The organism is Streptomyces adelaidensis (assembly GCF_016598475.1).
GTDB classification, from domain to species: domain Bacteria; phylum Actinomycetota; class Actinomycetes; order Streptomycetales; family Streptomycetaceae; genus Streptomyces; species Streptomyces adelaidensis.
In genome coordinates this window covers 1-16,295 of sequence record NZ_JAEMUX010000132.1, presented here as the reverse complement: position 1 = coordinate 16,295, position 16,295 = coordinate 1, and the positions used below count along the sequence as shown (strand labels likewise).

The window sequence follows — 16,295 nt, the reverse complement described above, 5'->3', positions numbered from 1 at the left end:
GGGACCGGAGCCCCGTCCGGGACCACGCCAGGTACGGCGGTGGGTACGGCGGTGGGCGGGGCCGACGCACCCAGCGCCTCGGCCCGCAGCTCCGCCGCTCTTCTGAGCGCCGCCACGGCGGGGTCGTCCGGGTCCCCGGCCCTGCCGTGGGCCGCCGCCAGGACGCCCTCGACCGTGCTGAGACCGCCCAGCTCGGCTCGGGTGCCCCGCCCCAGGGATGTCACCGCGCCCTCCGCGCGGGACGCCGCCCGGCAGTGGAAGGCCAGCTCGCAGGCGGCCAGGCACTCGGGGGCGTAGGCCGCGGGCAGGCACTCGACGGCGGCCGTCAGCCGCTCCTGCGGCAGGTCGGGGGCGAAGCAGACGCCCTCGGGGAGGGCGTCTGCGATCTCCTCGATCCGGGTGAGGCGGGTCAACTGGCGCCGGGTGACCGCCCGCTGCTTGCGGATGTCGACGGCGGCGGCCGTCGGGAGGTTGGTGAAGTCCTTCGGACAGACCAGCAGCACCCGGTGGCGGACCTCGGGGGCGGGGCGGCCGTCTTGGGCGCTCGGCCCCCGAGGCGCCTCAGCCGGAGGGGAGGGGGCGACCGTGCTCGACCCTTCGCCTCCGGCGCGCCCCTCCGGCTCCGCGCCGAGCCGGGCCGCGACCTCCTCCAGCGCGAGCACGTAGACCGCGGACTGGCGGGCCGCCGCGCCCACCTTCGCCGGGTCCGCCGAACCGTCGAGCATCGGGAAGGACTTGATCTCGACGACCGACCAGGTGCCGTCCGGGTGGACCACCACCGCGTCCGGCTCCAGGAACGCGGGGGAGCCCGCCACGTCGAGCGCGAGCATGGGGTGGTCGAGCAGCGCCCAGCCGCCGGTCTCCGTCGCTTCGCGCAGCGCCAGCGCCGTACGGGCGGCGCGGCCCTCGGGGCCGACGGCGGTGAGGTCGGGCACCGAGGCCGTGAGCGGTGGCTCGGCGCCGGGATCCAGTCTCTCGTGCACCAGCCGCAGCAGCTCGGCGCCGCCGTCCGCCTTGACGCGGGCCTCGAAGGCGTTGCCCCGCATGAAGGCGAACTGGGACTGGCCGAAGGCGGAGGGCGAGCCCAGCGCGCCCGCCAGCACCGCCTTGTTCACCCCCGCGCCGTCCAGCAGCGCGCGGCGCTCGCAGCCGGGGTTGGCCGCGAGCGCGGCAAGGGCGCGCGCGTCCAGCGCCTTGGGTGGGATCTCGGGCCCGCGCAGCTCACCGAGCCGCTGCCGCAGTGCCGTCCCCCGAGCCCGGGGGATCGGCACCGGGCTAGGGTCCGGTGATCCGCTGCCGTGGAATTCGCTCACCCGCGGAAGTCTGGCACTCACCACTGACAAACGGGGAAACCGAGCCGCGAGGGACCACCGTGGCAGGCACGACGGGCGCGCCGCCGAACCGGCTCTCGGCCACCGTCGCGAGTCCGAGGGAGACCCGGCACTGGTCCGCGATCCGCAGCACCAGCGGCGTCAGCAGCAGGCCCGTACCCATCACGGCGGCGCCCGCCACCGCGTCGAGGAAGTAGTGGTTCGCGGTGCCCATCACCACGATCGTGGTGATCAACGGGTACGCGACGGCCGCCGCCTTCACGAGGCGGGTGCCGCCGCCGAAGCGCCAGAGGATCACCCCGCACCACAGCGCCCAGCCGACGTGCAGGCTCGGCATCGCCGCGTACTGGTTCGTCATGCCGCCCAGGCCCCGGGGCGCGCTGGCCTCACCGCCCCACCAGCCCCACGCGCTGTACTGGGCCATGGTGTCGACGAAGCCGTGGGACGCGTCGAGGAGGCGGGGCGGGCAGGTGGGGAGCAGGGTGAAGCCGATCAGGCCGATGAAGGTGGAGGTCAGCAGCCAGGCGCGGGCCGCGCGGTAGCGCACCGTACGGGATCTGAAGAGCCACACCAGGAGCACGGGCGTGACCATGTAGTGCAGCGACGCGTACCAGAAGTCGGCGGGTATCCCGATCCAGGGCTCGCGGGTGAACAGCCGGTTCAGCGGGTGCTCGGCGTTGAGCCACAGGGCCTTCTCGACGCGGAGGATCGCCAGACCGTGGTCGACGGCGGTGGCGGTGTCGCCCCGGGCGAGCAGCCGGCCGGCCGAGTACGCCCCGTACACCAGCAGGATCAGCGGCAGCTCGGTCCACCAGCGGAGCCGGGGGCCCGGTGCCGCCTCGGTAACCGGTGCGCCGGTCCTCCTGGTAACCGGTGCTTCGGTCGCCTCGGTCTGCGGCATCCGAACGTCCTCCCCCATCTGCGCGTCGTTCATCGTGCGTTTGTCGTGGTTCCGGTTGTGCGGGACGAAGTCCAAGACGCAGAGATCGTCTCTCGGGTTGCCATCAGCCACAGTGAGCGATGATGGACCCGTCCGCCTCTCGATTCTCCCTTCACCCGGAAGACACCCGGAAGGTCCCCCCATGGCACCGCGCATCCTGCTGGCCCGGCATGGACAGACGGAATGGTCCCTGCTCGGGAAGCACACCGGCAGGTCGGACATTCCGCTCCTGGAAGAGGGCCGGGACGGCGCGAAGCTCCTCGGGGAGCGCCTGCACCGGGCGCCTTTGGACGGGCTGCCCGGTGTCGACGTACGGACGAGTCCCCTCTCGCGCGCGCGTGAGACGTGCGAACTGGCCGGCTTCGGGGACCGGGCCACCGAGTGGGACACCCTCATGGAGGTGGACTACGGGGCGTACGAAGGGCTGACCCCCGCCGAGATCCAGGCCTTCCGGCCCGGATGGCTCATGTGGCGCGACGGCGTCCCCGAAGGGGAGACCCTTCCGCAGCTCTCCGAGCGCGCGGACGAGGTGGTCGCGTGGGCCCGGTCCGCCGAGCGCGACGTCCTCGTCTTCGCGCACGGGCACATCCTGCGGTCCATAGCCGCGCGATGGCTGGGCCTGGGCATCGATTTCGCGGGCCGCGTCCGCCTCAACCCGACATCCCTGTCGGTGCTCGGCTGGGCCTACGGCGACCCGGCGATCGAGTCCTGGAACGACACGGGGCACCTGGTGGGGTAGGTGCCGCTTCCGGGCACCCGCGGCTGTGACGCGAGGGCCGCTACGCAGACCGGGCGGCGCCCGCGTGCCGTTCCAGGAACGCGGAGACCCCTGAGGCCCGCCGGTGCGGCAGCAGCACCCTGGCCGTGCCCGCGAGCATCTGCTGGACGCGGGAGGACTGGACCTCGTCGAGGAGGTCCAGGACCCGCATACCGGCCGCCGCGGCCTCGTCGGGCCGCCCCCCGCGCGCGAGGTCGTCGGCAAGCTCGGCGGTGTAGAGCGCGATGTTGCGGGTGAAGTGCGGGTTCTGCAGGCCCGCTGCCCGGCGCGCGTGCCGGGCGGCCCGGGGCCAGTCGCCCAGCGTGGACCAGCACTGCGCCTCGAGGCCCTCCAGCTCGGCCTCCCCGTAGAAGCTCATCCACTCGGGGTCGGCCTCGGAGGTCCCCCGGCCGTACAGGGCCTGTGCCCGCGCGAGTGCCTGTTCGCAGCCGGTGCGGTCGGCGAGCCCCGCCCATCCGCCCGCCTCCCGCAGCGCCAGCAGGGACATCAGCCGGGGCGAGCCCAGCGGCCGGGCGATGCGCTGCGCGGCCTGCGCCGCCCGTACAGCCTCGCGGGGGCGGCCCGCGTCGCGTGCGAGGAAGGCCGTGTTGCAGAACGCGTGCGCCTCCAGGCCCGGGTCGCCCGACATCCGGGCCGTGGCCAGCGCCTCCGCGTAGTGCGAGCGGGCGTCGTCGAACCGCCCCGAGTCATGGGCCAGCCAGCCCACGGAGATGGCCAGTTCGCCCGCCCCCGCGTACAGCCGGTCGGCGGTGGTCTGCCGGGTGGTGCCCGCGTCGAGCAGCGCGTACGCCGTCCGCAGCGGCGCCGAGGCCCTGCGGTACAGCCCGTCCGCCCCGTGCCGGTCGTCGAGCAGCCGGATCTTGCGTACGGCCGCTTCGAGGGCTCCCGCCTCGCCCGTGCCCGCCCGGTGGACGGGGCGGTCCGTGGCCGAGGCCGTGCCGCTGAGGGCGAAGGGGCCGAGCGAGGCGGCCGCCACGGCGGCGGTACCCCCGGTCATGAATGCGCGACGCTGCACGTCGCTCTCCTCGTGGTTCTGGTACGTCTGGTGCGTGTCCCGCCGGCCGCGCACATAGTCCGTGCGGCCCCGCGGGTCCTGCCTGTCGTACGTCTCTGGCGTGTCATACGGCTCGTACGCCCCCGTCGTCTCACCCCTCGTCCCGTGCGAGGAGTGCGAGCGGCTCTTGTTGCGAGAGGAGGGCGCCTCCTCGGCGGGACGCGCCCCCCGACCGCGTACCTCCGCGCGGGGCGCGAACCCCAGGTCGGTCAGTGTCCGGCCAGGAAACATGTGTAGGAACACCCGTTCGTACGCGTAGTTGGGGCAGCGGATCTCGCCCGCCTCGACCCGCCCGACGTACCGCGCGTCACAGCTCACCCGCTCGCCGATCTCACGCGCGGCCCGCCGTACCGCCGCGGCGAACTCGCCCGGCGAACGCTGCCCGCGCAGCTGTCGGAAGGCGAGGTTCGGCCGCTGTGGACGGGGGGACTGGGACGAGGTCACCGATGACGACGTCATGGCCGGGCCCTCTCTCGCGAACCATCGAACCATGCCGGATTCATTGGTACTTGTGTGCGTGCTGCACGGTTGGTTCCGCTGTGTCCGGCGGGGCAAGAACGTACCCGGCTCATCGGGGCCCCCACGCGAGGTTTGGCTACAAACCGGATATCTCATCCTGGATCTGCCATGAACTGCCATCCTTTGCGGCCCAGTTTCGCCGTAGCCGTTGACGGACTGGCGCGTTGGGCAACATGGACCGGGAGCCGCCCGAACTCCCGAGACCACTCGCTGGAGCTGGACGAGGGGGCTTGTACGTGATGGAGGCCCGGATGAAGGACATCGAATCCCGCACGCCGCCGCTGCCCGTGCGGTCGGCCCCCGACTGCGACCTCGTGACCGTGCCCGCGCGGCAGGGGCTGGAGGCGGTCGACATTCTCCGCCGTGGCGCCCTCGACGTGGTCGGGCCCGACATGGCCGTCGGGCCCGTGCTGCACGACGACACCTGTGACACCCTCGGGTTCCTCGTCCCGCCGGGTACGGCCGACGCCTGGGACGTGCCGGGGAGTACGTGCACGCAGAGCGACGGGCGGGGGGCGGTGCCGGCCCCCGCGGCGGGGGCCGACTGGTTGCTGCCGCCCGGTGAGGCGGACCTGGCGACCGATCCGGCCGTGCTGCGGGCGGCCCTGGACGAGGCCGCGCGGATGATCGAGGCCGCGGACAACTGTCGCTGAGCCGGGGCCCGGCCGCCGGTGCGCGCGGCGCCCGCCGCCCCCGATAATGGCTGGATGGGCAGGTCGAAGAAGGGGCAGGGGGTCGGCGCCGTTGTCGAGGCGGTCGACGGGGGACTCGCGGAGTTGCTTCCGGACAGGGACCGGGCGCGGGCGTGGACATTGCTCGTCGACGGGGCGCCGCAGTCGCATGTCGATCTCGACGACCCGACGTATCTCTCGTTCGAGTACCAGCGTCGCCTCGGCCATGTGATCGACCTCGCCGCCCCGCCCGGCCGTCCTGTGCACGCCGTGCACCTCGGTGGCGGGGCCCTGACACTCGCCCGATATGTCGCCGCCACCCGCCCCCGCTCCACCCAGCAGGTCGTCGAGCGCGACGCGGCGCTGGTCCAACTGGTCCGGCGAGAACTGCCGTTGGACCCGAACGCGCGGATCCGGGTGCGGTCGGTGGACGCGCGTGACGGGTTGGCCAAGGTGCCGGACGGGTGGGCGGACCTGGTGATCGCGGATGTCTTCAGCGCGGCGCGCACCCCGGCGCACTTGACGTCGACGGAGTTCCTCACGGACGTACGGCGGGTGGTGAAGCCCGGCGGGCTCTACGCCGCCAACCTCGCCGACGGCCCTCCGCTCGCCCATCTGCGTGGTCAGATCGCCACCGCCGCCGTCGTCTTCCCGGAGCTGGCGCTCGTCGCCGACCCGACCGTGTTGCGGGGCAAACGATTCGGCAACGCGGTCCTCGTCGCCTCCGACCAGCCCCTGCCCGTCGCCGAACTGACCCGCCGAGCCGCCTCCGACCCGCATCCCGGCCGCGTCGAACACGGCCGCGCGCTCACGGACTTCACAGGCGGCGCCGGGCCGGTGACGGACGCGGCGGCGGTGGCATCGCCCGCGCCGCCGTCGTCGGTGTTCCGCTGACACTCGTCAGTAGGTACTGAGGGCCGTCAGTAGGTCTGGACGTCCACCCGGGGCGCGCTGTCGTGCCAGGTGCAGAACACCGTCACCCGGTCCGCGCCCGCGGCGAACTCGACGCGGATCCACGTCTGCGTCTTCCACACGTGCATCGACCAGCCCGAACCGGGCGTCGCCGAGACGAGGGTCGCGTACTCCTCGCCGAGCGAGAAGACCACCCGGCCGCCCTCGGTGTCGTAACCCTTGATCTCGCCCGAGTCGCCCGAGTCGGAGGGATCGCTCGGGCTCGGACTGAGGCTGGGGCTGGGGCGTGCCGGCTTCGACGGCCGCGGCCGGTTCGAAGGGGTCGACGACGGCTCGCCGTCGCCGTCGTCGCTCTTCTCCGGCGCCTCCTGGGCCCGCGCGTCGGCGGCTGTGACGGGCAGGGCGCGGGGCGGGTCGTACGCCGTGCCGGCCATCACCGAGTGGACGCCCCACCACGACAGCGTGACCGCCGCGCCCGTGGCGAGCAGCCAGGCCAGTAGGTGGAGGAGTCCTCTGCGCATCGCGGCCATACTGCCCCACGAGCCCCACCGGTGTCGTGGGATACGCGGTGTGCGGGCCGGTGCGCAGGGCCTCCGCGGGAGTTGTCCACAGGCCCCGGGCGGGCTCCCGGGTATGGCGTACGGTGCGGCGCATGGCAAGTGTGCTCGTGGTCGAGGACGACCAGTTCGTACGCTCGGCGCTGATCAGGCATCTGACGGACGCCGCACACACCGTGCGCAGCGTCGGTACGGCCCTGGAGGCGCTGCGCGAGGTCGCGCACCTCCGCTTCGACGTGGTGATCCTCGACCTCGGGCTGCCCGATCTGGACGGCTCGGAGGCGCTGAAGATGCTCCGTGGCATCACCGACGTACCGGTGATCATCGCGACCGCGCGGGACGACGAGGCGGAGATCGTCCGGCTGCTGAACGCCGGCGCGGACGATTATCTGACCAAGCCGTTCTCGGTCGAGCACCTCTCCGCCCGGATCTCCGCCGTACTGCGCCGCTCCCGCGCCTTCGTCGGCGAGGCGCCCCCGTCCACGGTCATCCGCGTCGGCGGCCTCGCGATCGACCCGCTGCGCCGCCAGGCCGAGCTGGACGGCGCACGACTCGACCTCACCCGGCGCGAGTTCGACCTGCTCGCGTTCCTCGCCGGCCGGCCCGGAGTCGTCGTACCGCGCAAGGAGCTGCTCGCCGAGGTGTGGCAGCAGTCGTACGGGGACGACCAGACCATCGACGTCCATCTGTCGTGGCTGCGGCGGAAGTTGGGGGAGACGGCGGCGAAGCCCCGCTATCTGCACACCCTGCGGGGCGTCGGCGTGAAGCTGGAGCCGCCGGGGGCGGGGGCGCGGCCATGAGGTGGGCGCTGGTCAAGGTGTGCGTGGCCGTGACGACGATGGTCGTGGTCGCCTTCGCGGTGCCGCTCGGGCTGGTAGTCAAGGAGCTGGCACGCGACCGGGCCTTCTCCGACGCCGAGCGGGAGGCGGCCGCGATCGCCCCGGCCCTTTCCATCACCAACGACAGGGAGCAGCTGGAGCGGGTCGTCGCCTCGGCGGGCGCGGACGACGGGCTCGCGGTGCATCTGCCGGCGGACGGTGACGGGGCCGCCGCGATCGACCTCGGCCGGCAGCGCGCCTCCGGCGCGGACATCGCGACCGTGCGGAAGCTGGGCCGGGCCTCGACCACCGAGGTGCCGGGCGGGTCCACCCTGCTCCAGCCCACCGCGATCGGCTCCGGGGGGATAGCGGTCGTCGAGGTGTACGTGCCCGAGTCCGAGGTGAGCCACGGGGTGGCCATGGCGTGGGCGGTGCTCGCCGGAGTGGGTGCGGCGCTGATCGTCGGCTCGGTCGCGGTGGCCGACCGGCTCGGCGTGCGCATGGTCCGGCCCGCGCGGCGGCTGGTCGAGAGCGCGCACGAACTGGGGGAGGGGCAGCTGGGCGTGCGGGTGCCCGAGGAGGGGCCGAAGGAGCTGCGGCTGGCGGCGGTGGCGTTCAACGCGATGGCCGACCAGGTGGTCCAGCTGCTGGCGAACGAGCGGGAGCTGGCGGCCGACCTGTCGCACCGGCTGCGGACACCGCTGACCGTGCTGAGGCTCAACACGGCCTCGCTCGGCGACGGGCCGGCCGCCGAGCAGACCCGGGCGGCGGTCGAGCAGCTGGAGCGGGAGGTCGACACGATCATCCGTACGGCGCGGGAGGCCAAGCCGCAGACCGCGGCGGCGGGGCCGGGCGCCGGGTGCGACGCGGCCGAGGTGGTCCGGGAGCGGATGGCGTTCTGGTCGGCGCTCGCGGAGGACGAGGGCCGCACGTGGCGGCTGGCCGGGGTGGAGCGCCCGGTCCGCATCCCCGTCGCCCGGGCCGATCTGGCCGCCGCCCTGGACGTCCTCCTCGGCAATGTCTTCCGGCACACGGCGCAGGGCACCGCCTTCGCGGTCGACGTTCACAACGGCGAGGACGCGGTGATCGTTCTCGTCTCCGACGCCGGGCCGGGCATCGCCGACCCCGGGGCCGCCATGGCCCGCGGCCGGGGCTCCGGCAGCGACGGCTCGACCGGGCTCGGCCTGGACATCGTGCGCAGGCTCGCCGAGTCGACCGGAGGTGACGTCCGCCTGGGGCCGTCGGTGCTGGGCGGCGCCGAGGTGCGGGTCTGGATCCAGCTGGACGGGGGTGCGGCGGGGGACGGCAGGGCGTCGGCGCGGAGGGGGCACCGAGGGGCGTCGATACGCCGACGCGGACGCATCGGAACGGCCTCCGTCCGAGCCGGTGACCTCGGTGGTTGATCTCGCGCGGTCATGGTGCCCCGCGGACGCGGCTCCTTCGGTGAGGGAAGTGGCTCACATATGTGTCGGTCACGTTTCGACATCCATGGATTACGTTTCAACAAAGGGGGACAAGAAGCCTTGACGTATGACATGACATAGAGCTGTTATGGCGGCCACCGATGTTCGGTCGAGTTGGTTTCTGATTGTTTTCGATCAGTAGCTGACGAGGGCCATTGCGACCGAACCACCTGTCCCCAGGGAGCCGTACATGCACCTCACACCTTCCGGACTCGCCGTCCCCGGGCCGAGCCGTCGCACCCTGCTGCGCGGCGTGGGCGGGGCCGCTGCGCTCGGCGCTGGAGTCCCCCTGCTCAGCGCCTGCGGCGGCAGTGGCAGTTCGGCCGGCGACTCGAAGACCGTCACCCTCGGCTCCAACGCGTCGGACGCGGTGCCGAAGAAGGCGTTCGCCGAGATCTACGCGGCGTTCAAGAAGCAGTCCGGGATCACGGTCGACGTGAACACCAAGGACCACAACACGTTCCAGGAGCAGATCAACACCTATCTGCAGGGCACGCCGGACGACGTGTTCCACTGGTTCGCGGGCTACCGCATGCAGTTCTTCGCGGAGAAGGGCCTGGCCAACCCGATCGACGACGTGTGGGACAAGATCGGGGGCAACTTCCCCGAGGCGATGAAGAAGCTCAGCCAGGGCGCGGACGGCAAGTTCTACTTCGTGCCGCTGTACACCTACCCCTGGGCCCTCTTCTATCGCAAGAGCGTCTTCGCGGAGAAGGGCTACGAGGTTCCCACCACGTGGGACCAGCTGATCGCCCTGTGCAAGCAGATGGAGAAGGACAAGCTCGTCCCGATCGCCTTCGGCGACAAGGACGCCTGGCCGGCGATGGGCACCTTCGACCAGCTCAACTTCCGCACCAACGGCTACGACTTCCACGTCGAGCTGATGGCGGGCAAGGCGTCCTGGACCGACGCCAAGGTGCGCAAGGTCTTCGACCTGTGGGCCGAGCTGCTGCCGTACCACCAGGAAGGCGCCGTCGGCCGTACCTGGCAGGACGCCGCGCAGACCCTGGCGTCGAAGAAGGCGGGCATGTACCTGCTGGGCACCTTCGTGGGCCAGCAGTTCACCAACAAGGACGACCTCGACGACCTCGACTTCTTCGCCTTCCCGGAGATCGACCCGGCGTACGGCCAGGACACCGTCGAGGCCCCGACCGACGGCTTCATGATGAGCAAGAGCCCGAAGAACAAGGCGGGCGCGGTCAAGCTGATGGAGTTCCTCGGCACCCCCGAGGCCGAGCAGATCTACCTCAAGGCCGACCCGAACGTGGTGGCCGCCTCCACCAAGGCCGACATCTCCTCGTACACGCCGATGCAGAAGAAGGCGTACGAGATGATCTCCGGCGCCAAGACCCTCACCCAGTTCATGGACCGCGACAGCCGCCCCGACTTCACCTCCACGGTGATGCAGCCGGCGCTGCAGAAGTTCATCCGCGACCCCAAGGGCATCGACAGCCTGCTCTCGTCCATCGAGCGCCAGAAGAAGACGATCTTCGCGTCCTGACGACCGACTGTCCTGACGATCGAACGTCCTCACGACTGGATGACCTCCTGACATGACGACCACCCCCACCGAGAGCCCGGAGGCGGCCACGCCGCCTCCGGGCTCCGGCCCTGCCGCCAAGACCGCAAAAGCCGCGAAGGTGCCCCGGGGGCACCGCCGGCTCCTCACCCGCCGAGACAGGCTCACGCTGGGCCTGATGGCGGGTCTGCCGACGATCCTGCACGTCGCCCTCGTCTGGGTGACGGCCTTCGCCTCGATCGCGCTGGCCTTCACCACCTGGGACGGCATCGGCTTCGACTCGATCAAGTGGGTCGGGTTCGACAACTTCAAGGAACTGTTCACCAACAACCCGCAGTTCTGGCCCGCCGTCGAGCACAACATCATCTGGTTCGTGGCGCTCATCCTGATCCCCACGCCGCTCGGCCTGTTCCTGGCCGTGCAGCTGGACAAGCAGATCCGGTTCAGCCGCGTCTACCAGACGGCGTTCTTTCTGCCCGTGGTGATGTCGCTCGCGGTCATCGGCTTCGTCTGGCAGCTGATCTACAACCCCGACACGGGCCTGATCAACAGCCTGATCGGCGCCAACGAGCCGGGCCACTACATCGACTGGATCGGCGATCCGGACCTCAACCTCTGGGCCATCCTCATCGCCGCGTCCTGGCGGCACGCCGGCTACATGATGATCCTGTACCTGGCCGGCCTGAAGGGCGTCGACCCGTCCCTGCGGGAGGCCTCCGCGCTGGACGGCGCCAACGAGTGGCAGACGTTCAAGAACGTCATCTTCCCGACCCTGCGCCCCACCAACACCGTCGTCCTGGTCGTCACCATCATCGAGGCCCTGCGCGCCTTCGACCTCGTCTTCGTCTTCAACAAGGGCGCCGAGGGCACCGAGCTGCTGTCGATCCTCGTCACCAACAACATCATCGGAGAGTCCAGCCGTATCGGATACGGATCGGCGATCGCCGTCGTCCTTCTGGTGATCTCCCTCGTCGTGATCATCCCGTATCTGATCGCGACCTTCCGGAAGGAGCGGCGCGCATGAGCACCACCGTCGACACCACCGCCGCGACCGCCGCTCCCAAGGAGCGCACGCCCCTGCGCCCCGCCCGGGTCCTCCTGCACGTGTTCCTCGCCGGTATGGCACTGGCGTGGCTGGGACCCCTGCTGTGGGCCCTGTACGCGGCCATGCGCCCGTACGGCGAGACCAGCGAGAAGGGCTACGTCTCGTGGCCCGACAAGCTGAGCTTCGACAACTTCACGAACGCGTTCACGCAGTCGGACATGACGCACTACTTCTTGAACACGCTGATCGTCGCCGTCCCGGCGGTGCTGGTGACGCTGTTCCTGTCGTCGATGGTGGCGTTCTACGTCAGCCGCTTCGACTTCCGCGTCAACATCTTCCTGCTCCTGGTCTTCACGGCGGGCAACCTGCTCCCGCAGCAGGTCATCATCACCCCGCTGTACCGCCTGTACCTGCTCATCGACCTGCCCGGCATCACCATGAGCGGCAAGCTGTACGACTCCGCGCTCGGCCTGGTCCTCATCCACGTGGCGTTCCAGTCCGGCTTCTGCGCCTTCGTGCTCAGCAACTACATGCGCTCCCTGCCGCACGAGCTGACCGAGGCCGCGCTCGTCGACGGCGCCTCCGTGTGGCGCCTGTACTGGCAGATCGTCCTGCCGCTGTGCAAGCCCGCGATGGCCGCCCTGGGAACCCTGCTCTCCATCTGGATCTACAACGACTTCTTCTGGGCCCTCGTCCTCATCTCCACCGGCGAGAACATGCCGATCACCTCGGCCCTGAACAACCTCTCCGGGCAGTACTTCACCGACCCCAACCTGGTCGCCGCCGGCGCGCTCCTCACCGCGATCCCCACGCTGGTCGTGTACTTCGCGCTACAGCGGCAGTTCGTGAGCGGTCTGACCCTGGGTGCCAACAAGGGCTGACGGCCCCTTCGGCAGCCCACTTTGTGAAAGAGAAGTTTTTCGTGCACCACCCCTTCACCCACGTGGTCTCCGTGCCTGTGGACACCAGTGCGGCACGGGTCCACGAGGAGGGCTGGCAGTCCTGGAGCCCCAGCGGCGCCTACGCCCTCGACGCGGCCCCGTACCGTCCGACCAACGACAACTGGGCGACGGTCTGCTACCGCCCGGGTGTCACCGCCCCCGCCGGCACCTTCCAGGGAGAGGGCCTGCTGGCGCTCGACCCGGGCGACGGCACAGCGGTCCGCCTCTGGGCCGCGCCCGACCCCGTACGCGACGTCCCGTCCATCCGCCTGGTGGTACGGGACGGGGGCGCCGAGGTGAGCTCCGACAGCCCGGTGAAGGAGTGGACGGGCCCGGACATCCAGTCGGTGCTGGGCGACTGGGCCGCCGGCCTCGGCCTCGCGGCCCCCCGCCCCGCGCCCACCGTCTGGTGCTCCTGGTACGAGTACTTCACCTCCGTCACCGAGGACGACATCCACGAGAACATCCGTGCGATGGACACCCTCGACCTCCCCATCGACGTCGTCCAGATCGACGACGGCTACCAGCGCGCCCTCGGCGACTGGCTCACCCTCTCCGGCCGCTTCCGCTCCCGCGCGGGCATCGCCGACGCCATCCGCGCCCGTGGCCGCCGCGCCGGCATCTGGACGGCCCCCTTCCTCGTCGACCCGTCGAGCACCCTGGCCGCCGAGCACCCCGACTGGCTGGTCCACGACGAGGACGGCGGCCTCACGCACGCCGGCCGCAACTGGGGCCACGACCTCCACGTCCTGGACACCACACACCCCGAGGCCGCGGCGTACCTGACCGAGGTCTTCACGACCCTGCGCGCGGAGGGCTACGACTACTTCAAGGTCGACTTCCTGTACGCGGGCGCGCTGGAGGGCGTACGGCACGCGGGGGTGGACGCCCTGACCGCGTACCGCCAGGGGATCGAACTGATCCGGGAGGCGATAGGCGCCGACGCCTACCTGCTGGGCTGCGGCGCGCCGATCCTCCCCTCCATCGGCCTGTTCGACGCCATGCGGGTCAGCCCCGACACGGCCCCGCACCGCCGCCCCGAGGCGGACGACCACAGCCAGCCCGGCCAGGACTCCGCCGAGTTCACCGGTGTGGGCCGCCAATGGCAGCACGGCCGCCTCTGGGTGAACGACCCCGACTGCCTGATGGCCCGCCCGGCCGTGGACACACGTGAACGCTGGGCGGCGCATGTCGAGGTGACGGGCGGCCTGATGGCCTCCAGCGACCGCCTGCTCTCCCTGGACCCCTGGGGCGTGGACACCACCCGCCGCCTCCTGACGAAAGTTGCCCGATGACCGCCCGCGAACTGTCCGTCCCCGGCCTCGCCTACGGCGGCGACTACAACCCAGAGCAGTGGCCCGAGGAAGTCTGGGCCGAGGATGTACGCCTCATGCGCGAGGCCGGCGTCAACATGGTCAGCGTCAACATCTTCGCGTGGGCGCTGCTGGAGCCGTCGCAGGGGTCGTACGACTTCTCCCGCCTGGACCGCATCCTGGGTCTGTTGCAGGAGAACGGCATCGCGGCCGACCTGGCGACGCCCACGGCGGCCCCGCCGGCGTGGTTCTTCCGGGCCCACCCCGAGGCGCTCCCGGTGGACAAGGACGGCCGCACCCTCTCGTACGGCAGCCGCCAGACGTTCTGCCCGTCGAGCCCCGCCTACCGTGAGGCGGCCCTGCGGATCGCCCGTGTGCTGGGCGAGCGGTACGCGGACCACCCGGCGGTGGTCATGTGGCACATCCACAACGAGTACGGCTGCCACAACGGCGAGTGCTACTGCGACACGAGCGCGGCGGCGTTCCGGGTCTGGCTCCGGAAGAAGTACGACGACCTGGCGGCGCTGAACCACGCCTGGGGCACGACGTTCTGGAGCCAGTGGTACTACGACTGGGACGAGATCATCCCGCCCCGCCCGACGGGCGCGGTCCCGAACCCGACCCACCAGCTGGACTGGCGCCGCTTCTGCAGCGACGCGCTGCTGTCGCTGTGCGAGGCGGAGCGGGCGGTGCTGCTGGAGGCGGCCCCCGCCACCCCCGCCACCACCAACTTCATGGTGATGTACAACTTCGACAAGCTGGACTACTGGCGCTGGGCGCCGGAGCTGGACATCGTCTCGAACGACCACTACCTCCAGTCCACCGACCCCGAGTCGCAGATCGACATCGCGCTCAGCGGCGACCTGGTCCGCTCCCTCGCGGGCGGCCGCCCGTGGCTGCTGATGGAGCATTCCACCGGCGCGGTCAACTGGCAGCCGGTCAACCGCGCCAAGACGGCGGGCGAGCTGCGCCGCAACGCCCTGGCCCATGTGGCGCACGGCGCGGACGGCATCGCGTACTTCCAGTGGCGGGCGGCCAAGGCCGGCGCCGAGCAGTGGCACTCGGCGATGCTCCCGCACGCGGGCACGGACAGCCAGATCTGGCGTGACGTGGTCCAACTGGGCGCGGATCTGCGGGCGTTGGCCGAAGTGCGCGGCAGTACGGGCGTCGCCGAAGTGGCCGTCGTCTGGGACTGGAGCTCCTGGTGGGCCGTCGAACTCCCGTCCCAGCCCAGCGAGGAGGTCCGCTTCCAGGACCTGGTCCGCGCCTGGTACGAGCCCCTCTGGCGATCAGGCGTAGCCGTGGACTTCGTCCGCCCGGACGCGGACCTCTCCTCGTACAAGCTGGTCCTGGCCCCGAGCCTGTACCTGGTGGACGACGAGGGCGCGGCGAACCTGACGGGCTTCGCGGAGCGTGGCGGCGTCCTGGCCGTCGGCTTCCACAGCGGCGCGGTGGACGAGAACTGCCACGTCCGGCTGGGCGGTTACCCGGGCGCCTTCCGCGAGGCACTCGGCGTCCGCACGGACGAACTCTTCCCCCTGCTGCCGGGCGAGTCCCTGGGCCTGAGCGACGGCGGTACGGCGGAACTCTGGTCGGAGCGGGTCGCCCTGGCGGGCGCGGAGGCGGTGACGTCGTACACCTCCGGCCCCCTGACCGGAGTCCCGGCGGTGACCCGCCACACCCACGGCACCGGCACGGCCTGGTACGTGGCCACCCGCCCCGACCCGACGACCCTCGCCTCCCTGCTGGACCGCATCCGCGAGGAGGCGGGCGTACGACCGGTGCGTACGACTCCCGAAGGCGTGGAGGCGGTACTGCGCCGGGGCCCGGACGCGGACTACCTCTTCCTGATCAACCATGGGGACGAGGAGGCCGAGGTCGAGGTCGCGCCGCAGGCTCTTGAGCTGCTGACGGGGAAGGGGCTCGCCGAGGGCGGCGGCCCGGTACGGGTGGCGGCCGGGGACGTGGCGGTCGTACGCGAACCTCGCTGACCGGGTTGCCGTCGAACATCCGGTGGCGGTACGGCTGCTGGCCGTACCGCCACCCCCGGGGGCCGATCTCCCGTGGGCTCAGCGACTGAGGAGTCCGGCCTTGACCGTACGCAGGAGGTGCGCCAAGGCGCGGGGGGCGGCCGTGGCTGTCTCGTGTGGCCGGTCGCTCTCGCGGAGGTTTATGCGGGACGGGGTTATTGCCGCCATCTCTATGCAGTTGCCCTCGCCGCCTGAGCTGAACGACGACTTCTGCCAGGCAGGTTGGGGCATGAGGGTCCTTTCACAGGGCGTACATCACGTGCTGGATCAGACTGAGCGAATCGCGTGTGTCGTGTGACTCGGGTGCCGTTTCGGGGTCGACCGGTGCCAGTGCCAGCTCTGAGAGCCGCTCGAACATCTTGGCGTACGCGTGGAGTTGGTCTCCATCCCGGAGAAAGAGCGAT

15 protein-coding genes are annotated in these 16,295 nt (G+C 71.4%); 10 read left to right on the top strand and 5 right to left on the bottom strand.

From position 1 onward, the window contains the following. Together I8N67_RS38810 and I8N67_RS38805 are read right to left on the bottom strand one after the other, a co-directional pair. The coding region (locus tag I8N67_RS38810) for a hypothetical protein (protein ID WP_307835503.1) at positions 1-1,271 on the bottom strand (1,271 nt) is incomplete at its 3' end. Between the two features lie 4 nt (positions 1,272-1,275). Beyond that, positions 1,276-2,232 carry a phosphatase PAP2 family protein gene (locus tag I8N67_RS38805; RefSeq protein ID WP_200309004.1) on the bottom strand — a complete coding sequence of 319 codons (957 nt, stop codon included), beginning with the start codon at positions 2,230-2,232 and terminating at the stop codon, positions 1,276-1,278. A gap of 181 nt (positions 2,233-2,413) precedes the next feature. Between I8N67_RS38805 and I8N67_RS38800 the strand changes: the two genes are divergently transcribed. Further along, on the top strand, positions 2,414-3,010 hold the full coding sequence (locus I8N67_RS38800) for a histidine phosphatase family protein (RefSeq protein ID WP_200309003.1): 597 nt from the start codon (positions 2,414-2,416) through the stop codon (positions 3,008-3,010). Between the two features lie 40 nt (positions 3,011-3,050). On the opposite strand, the gene I8N67_RS38795 is transcribed toward I8N67_RS38800, so the two are convergent. Beyond that, a complete protein-coding gene (locus tag I8N67_RS38795; RefSeq protein ID WP_200309002.1) occupies positions 3,051-4,562 on the bottom strand; it encodes an NsdA family TPR-like regulatory protein in 1,512 nt (503 codons plus the stop codon). 311 nt (positions 4,563-4,873) lie between these two features. Between I8N67_RS38795 and I8N67_RS38790 the strand changes: the two genes are divergently transcribed. Both I8N67_RS38790 and I8N67_RS38785 read left to right on the top strand, forming a co-directional pair. Next, entirely contained in the window at positions 4,874-5,275 is a 402-nt protein-coding gene (locus I8N67_RS38790) for a hypothetical protein (protein ID WP_200309001.1), read from the top strand. A 54-nt stretch (positions 5,276-5,329) separates the two neighbouring features. Continuing rightward, on the top strand, positions 5,330-6,187 hold the full coding sequence (locus tag I8N67_RS38785) for a spermidine synthase (RefSeq protein WP_200309000.1): 858 nt from the start codon (positions 5,330-5,332) through the stop codon (positions 6,185-6,187). A gap of 26 nt (positions 6,188-6,213) precedes the next feature. Here I8N67_RS38785 and I8N67_RS38780 read toward each other — a convergent pair whose 3' ends face one another. Further along, complete coding sequence (locus I8N67_RS38780) at positions 6,214-6,726, bottom strand: hypothetical protein (RefSeq protein WP_200308999.1); 513 nt, start codon at positions 6,724-6,726, stop codon at positions 6,214-6,216. Positions 6,727-6,857: 131 nt separating this feature from the next. Here I8N67_RS38780 and I8N67_RS38775 point away from each other — a divergent pair, with 131 nt between their 5' ends. From I8N67_RS38775 to I8N67_RS38745, 7 genes are all read left to right on the top strand, one after another. After that, complete coding sequence (locus I8N67_RS38775; RefSeq protein WP_200308998.1) at positions 6,858-7,562, top strand: response regulator transcription factor; 705 nt, start codon at positions 6,858-6,860, stop codon at positions 7,560-7,562. After that, positions 7,559-8,983, top strand: coding sequence for a sensor histidine kinase (locus I8N67_RS38770; RefSeq protein ID WP_200308997.1), 1,425 nt, complete (start codon positions 7,559-7,561; stop codon positions 8,981-8,983). The genes I8N67_RS38775 and I8N67_RS38770 overlap by 4 nt, the downstream gene beginning before the upstream one ends. Before the next feature lie 250 nt (positions 8,984-9,233). After that, positions 9,234-10,544, top strand: a complete 1,311-nt coding sequence (locus I8N67_RS38765; protein ID WP_200308996.1) for an ABC transporter substrate-binding protein — start codon at positions 9,234-9,236, stop codon at positions 10,542-10,544. Positions 10,545-10,596: 52 nt separating this feature from the next. After that, entirely contained in the window at positions 10,597-11,586 is a 990-nt protein-coding gene (locus I8N67_RS38760; RefSeq protein ID WP_200308995.1) for a carbohydrate ABC transporter permease, read from the top strand. Next, entirely contained in the window at positions 11,583-12,488 is a 906-nt protein-coding gene (locus tag I8N67_RS38755; protein ID WP_200308994.1) for a carbohydrate ABC transporter permease, read from the top strand. The genes I8N67_RS38760 and I8N67_RS38755 overlap by 4 nt, the downstream gene beginning before the upstream one ends. Positions 12,489-12,529: 41 nt before the next feature. Next, complete coding sequence (locus tag I8N67_RS38750; RefSeq protein ID WP_200308993.1) at positions 12,530-13,843, top strand: glycoside hydrolase family 36 protein; 1,314 nt, start codon at positions 12,530-12,532, stop codon at positions 13,841-13,843. Further along, positions 13,840-15,852: a beta-galactosidase gene (locus tag I8N67_RS38745; RefSeq protein ID WP_200308992.1), complete on the top strand. Its 2,013-nt coding sequence runs from the start codon at positions 13,840-13,842 to the stop codon at positions 15,850-15,852. The genes I8N67_RS38750 and I8N67_RS38745 overlap by 4 nt, the downstream gene beginning before the upstream one ends. 78 nt (positions 15,853-15,930) lie before the next feature. Here I8N67_RS38745 and I8N67_RS38740 read toward each other — a convergent pair whose 3' ends face one another. Further along, positions 15,931-16,122: a DUF397 domain-containing protein gene (locus I8N67_RS38740; protein WP_200308991.1), complete on the bottom strand. Its 192-nt coding sequence runs from the start codon at positions 16,120-16,122 to the stop codon at positions 15,931-15,933. Positions 16,123-16,295 lie beyond the last annotated feature (173 nt).

What these genes read in the sequence shown, in the direction of transcription:
- I8N67_RS38805 (WP_200309004.1), bottom strand. Translation starts at nt 2,232, where the DNA reads ATGCCGCAGACCGAGGCGACCGAAGCACCGGTTACCAGGAGGACCGGC.
- I8N67_RS38800 (WP_200309003.1), top strand. Translation starts at nt 2,414, where the DNA reads ATGGCACCGCGCATCCTGCTGGCCCGGCATGGACAGACGGAATGGTCC.
- I8N67_RS38795 (WP_200309002.1), bottom strand. Translation starts at nt 4,562, where the DNA reads ATGACGTCGTCATCGGTGACCTCGTCCCAGTCCCCCCGTCCACAGCGG.
- I8N67_RS38790 (WP_200309001.1), top strand. Translation starts at nt 4,874, where the DNA reads ATGAAGGACATCGAATCCCGCACGCCGCCGCTGCCCGTGCGGTCGGCC.
- I8N67_RS38785 (WP_200309000.1), top strand. Translation starts at nt 5,330, where the DNA reads ATGGGCAGGTCGAAGAAGGGGCAGGGGGTCGGCGCCGTTGTCGAGGCG.
- I8N67_RS38780 (WP_200308999.1), bottom strand. Translation starts at nt 6,726, where the DNA reads ATGCGCAGAGGACTCCTCCACCTACTGGCCTGGCTGCTCGCCACGGGC.
- I8N67_RS38775 (WP_200308998.1), top strand. Translation starts at nt 6,858, where the DNA reads ATGGCAAGTGTGCTCGTGGTCGAGGACGACCAGTTCGTACGCTCGGCG.
- I8N67_RS38770 (WP_200308997.1), top strand. Translation starts at nt 7,559, where the DNA reads ATGAGGTGGGCGCTGGTCAAGGTGTGCGTGGCCGTGACGACGATGGTC.
- I8N67_RS38765 (WP_200308996.1), top strand. Translation starts at nt 9,234, where the DNA reads ATGCACCTCACACCTTCCGGACTCGCCGTCCCCGGGCCGAGCCGTCGC.
- I8N67_RS38760 (WP_200308995.1), top strand. Translation starts at nt 10,597, where the DNA reads ATGACGACCACCCCCACCGAGAGCCCGGAGGCGGCCACGCCGCCTCCG.
- I8N67_RS38755 (WP_200308994.1), top strand. Translation starts at nt 11,583, where the DNA reads ATGAGCACCACCGTCGACACCACCGCCGCGACCGCCGCTCCCAAGGAG.
- I8N67_RS38745 (WP_200308992.1), top strand. Translation starts at nt 13,840, where the DNA reads ATGACCGCCCGCGAACTGTCCGTCCCCGGCCTCGCCTACGGCGGCGAC.
- I8N67_RS38740 (WP_200308991.1), bottom strand. Translation starts at nt 16,122, where the DNA reads ATGCCCCAACCTGCCTGGCAGAAGTCGTCGTTCAGCTCAGGCGGCGAG.